The 13,173-nt window shown below is 56.5% G+C and carries 14 protein-coding genes and 1 pseudogene; 3 read left to right on the forward strand and 12 right to left on the reverse strand.

The window, feature by feature from the left end; all coding sequences use genetic code 11:
• Positions 1–110: MarC family protein (locus Q7O77_RS07660; RefSeq protein ID WP_304165235.1), on the forward strand; the 110-nt coding region annotated here is incomplete at its 5' end.
• A gap of 40 nt (positions 111–150) precedes the next feature.
• Here Q7O77_RS07660 and gntT read toward each other — a convergent pair.
• The 5 genes from gntT to pldB form a co-directional block, all read right to left on the reverse strand.
• Entirely contained in the window at positions 151–1,467 is a 1,317-nt protein-coding gene (gene gntT / locus Q7O77_RS07665; protein ID WP_085652846.1) for a gluconate transporter, read from the reverse strand.
• Positions 1,468–1,891: 424 nt separating this feature from the next.
• Complete coding sequence (gene gntR / locus Q7O77_RS07670; RefSeq protein WP_304165238.1) at positions 1,892–2,887, reverse strand: gluconate operon transcriptional repressor GntR; 996 nt, start codon at positions 2,885–2,887, stop codon at positions 1,892–1,894.
• A gap of 253 nt (positions 2,888–3,140) precedes the next feature.
• Positions 3,141–3,836, reverse strand: coding sequence for a pirin family protein (locus Q7O77_RS07675; protein ID WP_304165210.1), 696 nt, complete (start codon positions 3,834–3,836; stop codon positions 3,141–3,143).
• 357 nt (positions 3,837–4,193) lie between these two features.
• On the reverse strand, positions 4,194–5,006 hold the full coding sequence (yigL, locus tag Q7O77_RS07680) for a sugar/pyridoxal phosphate phosphatase YigL (RefSeq protein WP_304165212.1): 813 nt from the start codon (positions 5,004–5,006) through the stop codon (positions 4,194–4,196).
• Between the two features lie 48 nt (positions 5,007–5,054).
• Positions 5,055–6,047, reverse strand: a complete 993-nt coding sequence (gene pldB, locus Q7O77_RS07685) for a lysophospholipase L2 (RefSeq protein WP_304165215.1) — start codon at positions 6,045–6,047, stop codon at positions 5,055–5,057.
• A 113-nt stretch (positions 6,048–6,160) separates the two neighbouring features.
• Here pldB and rhtB point away from each other — a divergent pair, with 113 nt between their 5' ends.
• Complete coding sequence (gene rhtB / locus Q7O77_RS07690) at positions 6,161–6,781, forward strand: homoserine/homoserine lactone efflux protein (RefSeq protein WP_304165218.1); 621 nt, start codon at positions 6,161–6,163, stop codon at positions 6,779–6,781.
• 51 nt (positions 6,782–6,832) lie between these two features.
• On the opposite strand, the gene rhtC is transcribed toward rhtB, so the two are convergent.
• The 4 genes from rhtC to Q7O77_RS07710 form a co-directional block, all read right to left on the reverse strand.
• On the reverse strand, positions 6,833–7,456 hold the full coding sequence (gene rhtC / locus Q7O77_RS07695; protein WP_304165220.1) for a threonine export protein RhtC: 624 nt from the start codon (positions 7,454–7,456) through the stop codon (positions 6,833–6,835).
• Between the two features lie 59 nt (positions 7,457–7,515).
• Positions 7,516–9,339, reverse strand: coding sequence for an ATP-dependent DNA helicase RecQ (recQ, locus tag Q7O77_RS07700; RefSeq protein WP_304165222.1), 1,824 nt, complete (start codon positions 9,337–9,339; stop codon positions 7,516–7,518).
• Between the two features lie 118 nt (positions 9,340–9,457).
• Complete coding sequence (pldA, locus tag Q7O77_RS07705; RefSeq protein WP_304165225.1) at positions 9,458–10,327, reverse strand: phospholipase A; 870 nt, start codon at positions 10,325–10,327, stop codon at positions 9,458–9,460.
• Between the two features lie 79 nt (positions 10,328–10,406).
• A complete protein-coding gene (locus tag Q7O77_RS07710; protein WP_304165227.1) occupies positions 10,407–10,535 on the reverse strand; it encodes a hypothetical protein in 129 nt (42 codons plus the stop codon).
• A 96-nt stretch (positions 10,536–10,631) separates the two neighbouring features.
• Here Q7O77_RS07710 and rarD point away from each other — a divergent pair, with 96 nt between their 5' ends.
• On the forward strand, positions 10,632–11,534 hold the full coding sequence (gene rarD / locus Q7O77_RS07715; RefSeq protein ID WP_304165230.1) for an EamA family transporter RarD: 903 nt from the start codon (positions 10,632–10,634) through the stop codon (positions 11,532–11,534).
• Positions 11,535–11,585: 51 nt separating this feature from the next.
• Here the strand turns inward: rarD and corA are convergent, their stop codons facing one another.
• From corA to uvrD, 3 genes and pseudogenes are all read right to left on the reverse strand, one after another.
• Complete coding sequence (corA, locus tag Q7O77_RS07720) at positions 11,586–12,536, reverse strand: magnesium/cobalt transporter CorA (RefSeq protein ID WP_304165232.1); 951 nt, start codon at positions 12,534–12,536, stop codon at positions 11,586–11,588.
• Between the two features lie 168 nt (positions 12,537–12,704).
• On the reverse strand, positions 12,705–12,839 hold the full coding sequence (gene ysgD, locus Q7O77_RS16985; protein ID WP_369696212.1) for a YsgD/CorL family protein: 135 nt from the start codon (positions 12,837–12,839) through the stop codon (positions 12,705–12,707).
• A 28-nt stretch (positions 12,840–12,867) separates the two neighbouring features.
• Positions 12,868–13,173, reverse strand: a pseudogene (gene uvrD, locus Q7O77_RS07725) (DNA helicase II); the annotation flags it as partial.

Raw genomic sequence — 13,173 nt, forward strand, 5'->3', positions numbered from 1 at the left:
TGCTGGGAGACCGAGGGGTCAGCGCGTTGGAAAAACTGATGGGGCTGGTGCTGGTGATGCTGTCCACGCAGATGTTCCTCGACGGTATCCGCGCTTACCTGCAGCTGTAATCCGATATTCTGCCGGGGCCCGCCCGGCAGAGACTCTAGGTTAAACCACCAGGCTCATCAGCAGACAGCCGATCAACCCGCAAACCGCGATGATGGTTTCCAGCGCCGACCAGGATTTCAGCGTCTCGCCGATGGTCAGATTGAAATACTCTTTGAACAGCCAAAAACCGGGATCGTTGACGTGAGAAAAAATCACGCTGCCGGACCCCACGGCAATCACCATCAGTTCTGGGCTGACGCCGGTGGTAGCGATCAACGGTGCGGCGATGCCGCCAGCCGTCATGGCGGCCACGGTCGCCGAACCGAGCGCAATGCGCAGCGTCGCGGCAATCAACCAGGCCAGGAATAGCGGCGACAGGCTGCTGCCCTCCATCATGTGGGCAATGTACTTATCCACCCCGCTGTCGACCAGCACCTGCTTGAAAGCGCCGCCGCCGCCCAGAATTAACAGCATCATGGCGATGATTTTGATGGAGTCGGAGACAGTCGCCATCACTTCATCCATCGTACGGCCGCGGTTAAGACCGAAGGTAAAAATCGCGATCAGCACCGAAATCATCGTCGCCATCACCGGATCGCCGAAGAACTCCGCGTAGGGCAGCAGCGCATGTCCGTGCGGCAAGACCATTTCAGCAATGGCTCTCACCGCCATCAGAATCACCGGCACCAGCGCCGTGCCGACGCTCACGCCGAAACTCGGCATTTCTTCTTCAGAAAATTGTTTTGGGTTGTACAGACCTTCAGGCACCGGCTTATCGATTTTCTTCAGGAAACGGGCGAAAACCGGGCCAGCCAATATGGCGGTGGGGATCCCCAACAGCGTGCCGTAAAGCAGCGTTTTGCCCATATCGGCATGAAAAATGGCGGCGATGGCCGTCGGCGCTGGATGCGGCGGTAAGAAACCGTGGGTGACGGACAGCGCTGCGGCCATCGGTACGCCAGCATAAAGCAGAGGGATCCGCGCAGAAGCAACGATGCTGAATATCAGCGGCAGCAGCAGGACAAAACCAACTTCATAGAATAAGGCGAAGCCCACGGTGAAACCGGTCAGCATGATGGCCCACTGAATGTTTTTGTGGCCAAACCAGTCAATCAATGTGGTGGCAATCCGCTGCGCCCCGCCGCAGTCCGCCAGCATTTTCCCCAGCATCGCGCCGAAGCCCATCACCAGCGCCAGACTGCCGAGCGTTCCACCCACCCCGGTTTTGATGGAGGCGATGACTTTATCGACCGGCATACCCTGCAAGATCCCGACGGCCAGCGCCACCAGCACCAGTGCGATAAATCCATTCAACTTACATCGAATCATTAACAACAGCAGTATGGCGACACCTACAGCAACGATGACTAATGGCATAACCTTTCTCCGGCAGAGCCTCATCGCTCCCGGAAACCACCGGAGAACGAAGGCGAAGGTGATTCTGCTACGGCCTAATCAATGGCCTGGTACGGCAGCAGCGATACAACATCAGAAGCGATGGGTGAAGCGCCATCAGGGGAACGGGTGACACCCGTAATGTTACCGGTATCATGATACCGGTAACATGTTAAGAACTGGAACTAACCTGCAGCACTTAATTTACAGTTTGGGATAAAGATCAAATATTGCCAGGTGGGAAGGTGGCTTTTGGCGATGACGAATTGTTAGCCGCCGAGACGCTCGACGACCAAACGCGCTGCCGTCAAAGCCAGCCGGTGTGAAGAAGTTTATGAGTGACAGCAGAGAGATAAATCGCGGACTGGCGTCCCGGAGATTAAGACGCTGCCGCGGGTGGATGAGCCTATAAACTGTCGCCGGGCAGCAGCTCGAAACCTTCGTCATGCAGGACCGACGTAACCGGCTCGCCGTTCAGACGCGCCAGCAGCATTTCGGCCCCCACTTCACCGATGCGCTCACGCGGCGTGAGGACGCTCGTCAAACGGGGAACCATCGCCTGACCGATGTTGTGGCCGTGGAAACCGACAACGCTCATCTGCCGGGGAATACTCAGTCCCTGCCGCTGGCACTCGAAAATCGCGCCGATCGCCAGGTCGTCGTTGGTGCAGAACACGCTGTCGATGTCAGGGCACTCTCTCTGCGCCCGCCGCAGCAGTTCGCCGCCCAACGTATATGACGAGGCGCTTTCGCTCATCACGCTGTGCGCGTGCAAACCGGCCTCTTGCATCGCCAGCTCATAGCCCTGCCGTTTCATCAGGGTACGTTCATCCAGCCGTGCGCCCAGATAGACTACGTGCCGACGTCCCCGCCCGATGATGTGCCGCGTCATCTGTCGTGAGGCTTCGACGTTGTCAAAACCCACCGCCATATCCAGACAGGGGGAAACGGAATCCATCAGTTCCACGACCGGAATACCGGAGACGTTAATCATCTGCCGGGTGCGTGCCGTGTGGGTGCGTTCCGCCAGTATCAAGCCGTCGATGTTGTAAGACAGCAGCGACATCAAGCGCTGCTCTTCTTTTTCAGGGTGATAGCCATAGTGAGCCAGCATGGTTTGATAACCCTGAGCCTCCGTCACCCGCTCAATGCCGCGCAGCACTTCTGCAAAGACCTGATTCGTCAGCGACGGCAACAGAACGCCGATGGCGCGGCTGGTGGCGTTGGCCAGAATATGCGGCGTTCGGTTGGGAATGTATCCCAGTTCATCCACTACGGCGGCGATTTTCTTTTGCAGCGCAGCGGACACCTGGGAAGGATTGCGCAGATAGCGGCTGACCGTCATTTTCGTGACGCCAACGCGATCGGCGACATCCTGAAGAGCCGGTCTTTTCTTCTTGATCATCCGTGGCTATCCAACTCGGGAAAAGTAGTCGGAGTTTAACAAAAAACCCGCTGGCGAGTATCGTTCCGATACCGGATTACAACGACTTTCATCACGGTTGAGATCGGTTTCGCATCATCTATTCTGGGCGTGATTGCGCGCTAAAAGGGCGTCGGCCCATGGAAAGATGGCGACGCCCTGACTCGCTGAATGCGTTGCACGGCATCCGGCACATCATGTTGTGATGCGCTACACCGTCCAGCGCCTGCACTTATACCGGCGGTAGATCAAACAGCAGGATTTCACTGTCTTCATCTGCGGTGATTGAAAGAGCACTTTCGTCCCACAGGGCCAAGGCGTCGCTGGTGCTCGCCGTCTGGCCATTCACCGTGATCGTTCCGCGCACAACCTGGATCCAGACGCGGCGGCCGGGCTCGATGTCGTGAGCGGCCTGCTCCTGCGCGTTCAATGCCCAGCGCCAAAGCGACATGTCCTGAAAGACTTTGAGAGAACCGTCGCCACCCTCTGGCGACAACACCCGCTGTTTACCCTGCTTATCGTCAAAGCGGCGCTGCTCATAGCGTGGCGTCAGCCCTTTACGATCCGGGATGATCCAAATCTGATACAGATGCAGCAATTCATCCGGGCTGGCATTGTATTCGGAATGACGAACACCGGTGCCCGCACTCATGATCTGGAACTCGCCTGCCGGGATCCGTTCGTGATTCCCCATGCTGTCCTGATGTTCAATGGTGCCGGACAACACGTAGGTCAGAATTTCCATATCCCGATGCGGGTGCATGCCGAAACCCTGCCCGCCTTCAATACGATCTTCATTGATCACCCGCAGGGCGGAAAAGCCCATGAAGTCCGGGTCATGGTAATCGGCAAATGAAAACGTATGCCAGCTGTCGAGCCAGCCGTGGTTGGCGTGTCCGCGCTGCTGCGCCTGACGTAAATAGATCATCGTTGCTTCCTCCTTCGTTTTGAACAGTCTAGCGACGGCGCACCGGGAAGATAGCGTAAAAAACTCAACGTGCAGTTCAAAAAAATAGCGGGATTTCTGGAAATCAGTTTCCGTAAATCATGCGAACAAAAAAAAAGCCAGCACCCGAGCTGGCTAAATAAATACTGGAAGCAATGTGAGCAATGTCGTGCTTTCACAGCAAAACCTCGCTGAATCATCAAGATTGAGACAGATGGGTTTTCCCGGAACGCATGGCAATAATAATCATTATCATTCGCACCTGTAAAGCGTTTTTTTGACCTTGTCAGTTTGCTGACAGGGTTAACATTGTGACACGTCCGGACATACCCAGCGCCGTCAGCGATCGATCAGCGAGGCATACTGTTCACGCAGGTAGCTCGGCACCGCATCATCCGCATTGGTGCCGATCACTTCCAGCTCAGGCAAACGGTCCTTCAAGCGCTGGTGTGCGGCCGCCATGATGCAGCCTTTTCCCGCCATCGAGAGCATTTCCAGGTCGTTCATACCGTCGCCGAAGGCGATGCAATCCTTCACGCCATGCCCCATCAGTTTCGCTACCTGCTCCAGCGCATGTCCTTTCGATACGCCGCCTGCCATGACTTCCAGGCAGTTCACCGAGGAAAAGCTCACGTTGACGCGGTCGCCCCAGCGGGCGTTGAGCGCCTCTTCCAACGGCAGCAGACGTTCATGTTCATCGCAGGTGAAAAAGACCTTCCCGACATCGTCGGTGTCCAGCGAGGTCGGGTCGAACAGCTGGTACTTGAATACAGATTCCTGGAAGAACTGCTCTTCTTCCGGTCGGGAGCGGCTCATGAACCAGTCATCGCCGCGATAGATATGCGTGAGAATGTCCTCACGGTCGTACATGATGCCGAACAGATCGCGCGCGATATCGCTGTCCAGATTATGGCTGACCAACAGTTCTCCGTCGGTGTTATGTACGCGGGCGCCGTTGGAGGTGATCATGTATGCGCTGATCCCCAGTTTGTCGCGGATCTGTGCGACATCCTTATGGTGCCGTCCGGTGGCGAAGACAAAATGAACGCCCTGCTCCGTCAGCAACTGCAACGTTTCTCTGGCATAGGGGGTAAGCGTATGAGCGGGGGACAGCAGCGTGCCATCCAAATCGGAAGCAACAATTGGGTACATACGTTGGAATCTAACCTCCGCAGGTTAAACGCGGCCGGGCCGCAGAATTTAATGATATTGCGCAAAATGGTGCAGAATCCGGCGAAAAACGTCGGCGCGCACCGCATCTTCTTCAAACAGCATGTCATGACGGGCACCGCGTATGATGCGCGGTTTTCCTCCAGCCACCGGATGACCGGCCTCCGCCATCATCTTGCAAAAGGCATCCTGCCCGAGGTTATCCACCACCCGGTCATCCTCCGCCTGCAACACGAGCAGAGGGGTGGTGATTTTCGCCGCTCTCGACATTAAATCCCTGCCCGCTAACAGCGCTTCTCGTACCCAGTGATAGGTCGGTCCGCCAATCCGCAGCGACGGGTCGTCGGCATAGGTCCGCACACTGCGCAGATGTCGGGCGCGACTGTGGGTCAACACATTGAGGACATACGGCAACGGCTGCCACTGGCTGGCGCCAATGGCGTAATAGTCACGCAGCTTCGGATGACGCTCGGTGCGATCCAGAATGCGCCAGGCCAGCCATTCCGGCATCGGCAGATGGATGTCGCACATGGGGGCACACAGCGCGGCGGCATCGAACGCCTCGGGCCGACGGGCCATAAAATCGGCCAGAATCACGCCCCCCATCGAGTGCGCCAGCGCAAAGCGCCGTCGATACCCGCTTTTCGCCAGTTGCAGCTGCCAGAACTGCGCCACGTCGTCCACATAGTCACTGAAATTCTCAACGTGACCGCGATGGGTATCTTTCAGCAAACGTCCCGAACGTCCTTGCCCGCGATGATCCATCATCAGCACATCATAACCATTGTGAAACAGGTCGTAGGCGACCTCGGAATATTTGACGTAGCTGTCGGTGCGGCCGGTGAGCAGCATCACAACCTGATGATGACGTGGAGAGGTAAAACGGGCAAAGCGAATGGGGACGTGGTCGACGCCGATGAACTCGCCCTCGTCCCGCCGCCGCCAGAAATCCAGCAAAGGTCCGGTGGAAAACGCAGCGTACTGCGCCTCTCGGTTGAGTAGACACTCAGGGTACTGAGTCATCACACATTCTCGCGGTTGTTCATGGCGGCTAAACCTGGTTTTGTGAGCTCTGGTACAAAGATCGGCGTTGGCGTATTGTGGCATAAAAAGCGACATTCAGGGAGCATTGACGCATGACCATCGAGTGGTGGTTTACCTATCTCGTAACCACATTGATTCTGAGTCTTTCGCCGGGTTCCGGCGCCATCAACACCATGAGCACTGGCATCAGTCACGGTTATCGCGGCGCCTTCGCCTCGATTGCCGGTCTGCAGGTCGGGTTGCTCTGCCACATTGTGCTGGTGGGCATCGGCCTCGGCGCGCTGTTGTCCCAGTCCGTGCTGGCGTTTGAAGTGCTGAAGTGGGTCGGGGCGGCTTATCTGATTTGGCTCGGCATTCAGCAGTGGCGCAGCGCGGGCGGTCTGGATTTGAATACGCTGGCAAACACCATGCCGCGACGCAGACTGTTTAAACGCGCGGTGCTGGTCAATTTGACCAACCCGAAAAGCATCGTTTTTCTGGCTGCGCTGTTTCCGCAATTTGTGATCCCGCATCAGCCTCAGACCATGCAATATTTGGTGCTGGGCGTCACCACCATCGCCGTGGATGTCGTCGTGATGATCGGCTACGCCACGCTGGCGACCCGCATCGCCAAGTGGCTGAAAGGACCGCGGCAGGTGAAACGACTGAATCGGGTCTTTGGTTCGCTGTTTATTATGGTGGGCGCGCTGCTGGCGTCCGCCCGTCGGGCCTGACCCCGACGTCGAGCAAAGGTCATGGCGATACGCTCGCCATGACCTTTGCGTTTAACGCGATATGATGAGGTGAATACCGAATCCCGCGAAGAGCACGCCCGCGACGCCATCCACCCATTTCGCCAAGCGCTGATAGCCGCGACGCATGACCGGCAGCGCAAATACCATCGCCACCAGCGTGAACCACGCCAGCGTTTCTACCGAGATTAAAGCAAACAGTCCCCAGCGCGCACCCGCGCCCACGCTATCGCCGACGAACAGAGAGAAAACGCTGCCGAAGTAAATCAGCGCTTTGGGATTGGACAGGTTGGTGACTAAACCACGAATAAAGAACTTGCCGCGCTGAGGTAAATCCACGCTGACCTCAGCGACCTCGGACTGTTGCGCTTTCTGACGCGCGGAACGCAACATCTGCCATCCCATCCAGCACAGGTAAAGACCACCGCCCACGGTGATGATGCGGTGCAGCCATGCCATTTTCATCAGCAACAAATGCAGCCCCATCAAGGCGATCGCCGCCCAGACCACCACGCCCAGCGTGATGCCTAACACGCCCATCATCGCTTCACGGCGCGAACGGCTGGCCGCAATCTGCGAGACGAAGAAAAAATCCGGTCCCGGGCTCATCAGGGCAATGAAATGCACTAGCGCCACGGTCAAAAACAGCATCAACATGGTGAAACTCCCGTTGTTATTGTTGCGTCGCCTCTCTCTCTCACGAGAGCACCTACAAGTTAGTCGTCGTTTTCAAGATGCTCGCGGATGAGCGTCATGAACGGCACGCCGAAACGCTCCAGTTTACGTTGACCCACGCCGTTGACGTTCAGCAGTTCGCTGGCCGTGACCGGCAGAATTTCCGCCATCTCCAGCAGCGTCGCATCACTGAAGACCACGTAGGGCGGAATGTTATTTTCATCGGCGATGGATTTACGCAGCTTGCGCAGTTTGGCGAACAGTTTACGGTCGTAGTTGCCGCCGTAAGATTTCTGGCTGACGCGCGGTTTCAGGTTGATCAAGCGCGGTACAGCAAGTTGCAGCGGGACATCGCCACGCAGCACCGGTCTGGCCGCCTCGGTCAGTTGCAGCGCGGAATGCTGAACCACGTTCTGCATCAGCAGCCCCAGATGAATGAGCTGGCGCAGCACGCTCACCCACTGTTCCTGCGTTTTATCTTTGCCAAGACCGTAGACCGGCAGCTTGTCGTGACCAAACTCGCGGATACGCTGGTTATTGGCGCCGCGCAGCACTTCCGCGATATAGCCGATGCCGAATCGCTGACCTACGCGATAGACGCAGGATAATGCTTTCTGCGCATCCACCAGTCCGTCATAGCTTTTCGGCGGGTCCAGACAGACGTCACAGTTGCCGCACGACTGCTGGCGCCCTTCGCCAAAGTAGTTGAGCAGCACCAGTCGTCGACAGGTCTGCGCTTCCGCAAACGCGCCCATGGCGTTGAGCTTGTGACGCTCGATATCCAGCTGCGGACCCGCCGGTTTTTCTTCCAGACAACGGCGCAGCCAGGCCATATCGGCCGGGTCGTAAAACAGCGCCGCTTCCGCAGGCAGGCCATCACGTCCTGCGCGGCCGGTTTCCTGATAATACGATTCGATGTTGCGCGGAATATCAAAATGCACCACGAAGCGGACGTTGGGTTTGTTGATACCCATCCCGAATGCCACCGTGGCGACAACGACCTGCAAGTCGTCGCGTAGAAACGCTTCCTGCACCTGAGCCCGACGTTCGTTCTCCAGCCCCGCATGATAGGCCCCCACGCTCAGGCCGCGATTTTGCAGGCGCGTGCACAGATCTTCGACCTTCGCACGGCTGTTGCAGTAAACGATGCCGCATTTCCCGCGTTGGCCTTGTACGAACATCCACAGCTGATCGAGCGGCTTAAATTTTTCCACCAGCGTATAGCGAATGTTGGGGCGGTCGAAGCTGCTGATGTGGATGAGGGGATCGTGCAAATCCAGCAGGCGCACGATGTCCTGACGCGTGGTGTCGTCCGCCGTGGCGGTCAGCGCCACAACCGACAGGCCGGGGAAACGCTGTTTCACCTGCCCCAGCGCCCGGTACTCCGGCCGGAAATCGTGTCCCCATTGGGAAATACAGTGCGCTTCGTCGACCGCAATCATCGCCAGCTGCCAGTAAGACAGGTGCTCGAGAAAACTGTCAGACGTCAGACGTTCGGGGGCGATATAGAGGAGTTTGATGTCGCCGTTGCGGCAGCCGGTCATGACCTGATGCTGCTGCTCGCGCGTTTGCGTGGAATTCAGACAGGCGGCGGAAACGCCGTAGGCCTGCAGCTGATCCACCTGGTCTTTCATCAGGGAAATCAGCGGAGACACCACCAGCGTCAGCCCTTCCATGACGAGAGCGGGGATTTGATAACACAGGGATTTACCGCCACCCGTGGGCATGATTGCCAGGCAGTCCTGCCCGTTGAGGGCAGCGTTGATAATCGCTTGCTGGCCGGGCCGGAACTGCTGATACCCGAAGGTTTCGCGCAACACCTGCGTCGCCAGCGCTTCTTTATTCAATACTTCTGCCGTAGACACGCCTTCACCGCTTTTATAAAAACAAACAGGCGCTATTTTCAGCGCCGTTTGATAAAACTGCAACGTTTGTGTGCAGGCTTTTACTCACTGCTCTCGACAATCCTGACCGAAAGCGGCCTCAGAACATATCGTTCAGGGTCATGCCGACGCCGACACGCGTCTGACGGTGGTTGTAGTCGATCAACGATTCACCGTAGCCGCTGAAGACTTTAGTGTAGAAGCGTACGTGCTCGGTCAGCGGGTAACTCCAGCTCACTTCACCGCCGCCGTAACCGCTGTTCCAGTTGTAACGCCCTTCCGCGCTGAAAATACTGTCGCCCCACAGGTAGCCGACGCGTACGCGATAATGCCCCATGTAGCGGGTGATATCCGGGTTGTCATCTTTGCTGTCGGAGAAACGTAGCCAGGGTTTCAGCTCCACCTGCCAGTTGCCGTTCTGCGCCATCAGGCGCGCATAGGCACGGTTCCAACTGCGTGAGGTGGGATCGGAGCGTCCATTCGACTGATGGTTAAAGCCAACTTCCACGTCACGTAAGGTCCAGCCCGCCAGGCTGTAGTCCGTCGCCCAGCCCAGAAAGATCTGCGGCTCATAGTTGGTTTCACGGAACGGAGACGACTCGCTTTTATTGGAGAGCTGCCACCAGGAGCCTTGGGTGTAAGATGCGCCAAGCAGTGAGTTGTCGCCCAAAATACCGCGCCATAGCGGGAAGCCTAAACTGATCTGGAAGTTTACCTCGTCTTTGCGAGCGTTCTTTCCCCAGTTGTAGCTCTGAATCGCTTCCCGGTTGATGTTGTTGGTATAGGTGTAAAGCAGGTAGTTATTTTCGTAAGGATAAAGAATAAAGGGACTGTCATGTTTTTGCAGCAGGCTGGCGATAATGCTGCCACGAACCGCCGGTTTATCATGAATTTCCTGCACTGTGGCTTCTTGCGCCTGGACCTGCGCCGTTAGCAGCAACGCCAGCACACCACCCCAAATTTTACGCATGCCCGTATTTCTCCAGCTGTCTAATAAGGTTATTTTTTGATTTGACGCTGGCATTGTACACAGAAACTAAGCGGTTACGTTATAAGCTGCTACGAATCGGTATTTTCTGTATAACGACGGCTTTCCCTTCCCACTCGCCGCCCGTATTCACGACGTATCGCGCGGGTTCGGCATCCTCCTTGTCCAGCCAGACGACGCCGTATCGCACACCGGTCTCCGCCGTGATTACGGCAATATACGGGGTGTGGACGGGCGGTATTTTAAGTAAAATAGCCGTTTACCCTGTTTATACTGAGCAATAACAATGGAAACGCAGCAAACTCGCCAGGGAGTTCTGTTCGCTCTTGGCGCTTACATCATCTGGGGTATCGCCCCGGCTTACTTCAAACTCATCGAACAGGTTCCCGCTACTGAAATTGTTTCTCACCGCGTGATTTGGTCGTTCTTCTTTATCCTGATCCTGCTCAGCGTCAGTCACCAATGGAAGCAGGCCATCACGCTTCTGCGGCAGCCGAAACGGTTGCTGATGCTGGCGGTCACCGCCCTGTTCATCGGCAGTAACTGGCTAACTTATATCTGGGCCGTCAACCACCATCACATGCTGGAAGCCAGCCTGGGGTATTTTGTGAATCCGCTGGTCAGCGTGCTGCTGGGACTCGTCTTTCTGGGCGAACGATTCCGACCGATGCAGTGGATCGCCGTCGCGCTAGCGGTGTGTGGCGTACTGGTGCAGCTGTGGAAATTCGGCTCCCTGCCGTTGCTGGCACTGTGGCTGGCCTTTAGCTTTTCCGTCTACGGCCTGTTACGTAAAAAGATCGGGGTCGATGCGCAAACCGGCATGCTGGTCGAAACCTTGTGGCTGCTGCCCGTCGCGTTGGTGTATCTGTTTTGCTTCGCCGACACACCGACCAGCCATCTGACCCAGAACTCGCTGTCGCTGGATCTGCTGCTGCTTGCCGCTGGCGTCGTCACCACCGTCCCGTTGCTGTTCTTCACTGCCGCCGCCGTACGCCTGCGTCTTTCCACGCTGGGGTTCTTCCAGTACATCGGCCCGACGCTGGTGTTTTTACTGGCCGTCGTGGTTTATGACGAAACGTTCACCCAGGATCAGTTGGTCACCTTTGCCTTCATCTGGTTAGCGCTGGCGATTTTCATCGGCGATGCGCTGCACACGCAGCAAAAGCTGATGCACAAACGTCTGGCGTAAAAAAAGGCCCCGTCGCGAGCGACGAGGCCTGTTCTTTCTATTGTTCGACGGTTACAGCCAGTTGCGGCGTTTGAAGTACAGGTAAGGCGCCAGACCGGCCAACACCATGAGTACCAGCGCAGCCGGATAACCAAAGGCCAGCTTCAGTTCCGGCATGAATTCAAAGTTCATGCCGTAGCTGGAAGCCACCAGCGTCGGCGGCAGGAATACCACGGACACCACCGAGAAGATCTTGATGATGCGGTTCTGTTCGATATTGATAAAGCCCATCGCCGCCTGCATCAAAAAGTTCACCTTCTGGAACAACGATTCGTTATGCGGCAGCAGCGATTCGATATCTCGCAGAATTTCCCGCGCCTGCTCAAGCTGACCGCTCGGCAACCGCGCTTTACGCACCAGGAAGTTCAACGCACGCTGGGTATCCATCAGACACAAACGCACCTTCCAGCCGATATCTTCCAGTTCCGCCAGCGTCGACAGCGCGTCGTCATATTCATCGCCCTGACGGCCATCCATGATGACGCGACTCAGCGCTTCCAGATCGCTATAGATGTTTTCGATTTCATCCGCTAACTGCTCGATTTTGGTTTCAAACAGGTCGAGCAACAGCTCATAGGCATTGCCGTCAATCAGCGTTTGTCCACGAGCGCGCATACGATACAGGCGAAACGCCGGCAGCTCGCGTTCGCGCAGGGTGTACAAACGTCCGTCGCGAATGGTGAACGCCACGGTCGCGTTGCCCGCATGATCTTCCGCATCTTCATAAAAGAAGAAGGAGTGAATATGCAGGCCGTCTTCATCCTCGAAGAAACGCGCGGAGGCTTCAATGTCTTCCAGTTCAGGTCGAGTCGCCAGGCTTTGGCCCAATTGGGTTTGTACCTGGTCCCGCTCGATAACGTCCGGTTCGACCAAATCCACCCATACCGACGAGGTGAGATCCTGGCTTTCTTCCATTTCCAGACGAGTTAAACGGCTGTTTTCCAGCTTGAATGCGCTCAGCATAGGTCATGCTCCCTAAAGGTGTTCTGGCAGGGACAATACGCGCTTGATACACAGGAGAGAGGGTGAAAAATCACCATCCGATTCCAGACCGTTTGACGGTGCTGACTCGATGCGATGTGTGAAGAGATCGCTGACAACCACTAAGGCTATCAGCAACGGAGGATAGCCTTAGAAGTTGTACCTACGAAATAGGTGTATGAGCCAGTATCGACTGGGTGTGTCCAAGGCGTGGGTCCTCCGGGAATAATGATGCGCGCATGTTACGCTGAGATGAAAAAGGCTGTCAACACGCGCGCAGGCCATTAATGCAACAATCTGTTCAGTAATCAGTTTATACGATGTCCAGCTTTGCGTAAGCCGCCACCAGCCATTTTATCCCCTGACCGGGGAAGGCTACCTGAACACGGCAATGGTCGCCGCCGCCTTCAAGATTCACAATGGTCCCCTCGCCGAACTTGGCATGACGCACGCGCTGCCCCAGCTTGTAGCCGCTGTCGCTCTCGGAAATCGGCGTTCCCAGCCGCTGCTGATTAACGGGACGCGACACGCTGGCGCGCAGTCGGACTTCCTCCACGCACTCCTGCGGCAGTTCGCCGATGAAACGCGACGGACGGTGATAAACCTCTTTGCCGTACAA

This window comes from Lonsdalea britannica, from assembly GCF_946477055.1.
In the GTDB taxonomy this organism is placed as follows: domain Bacteria; phylum Pseudomonadota; class Gammaproteobacteria; order Enterobacterales; family Enterobacteriaceae; genus Lonsdalea; species Lonsdalea britannica_A.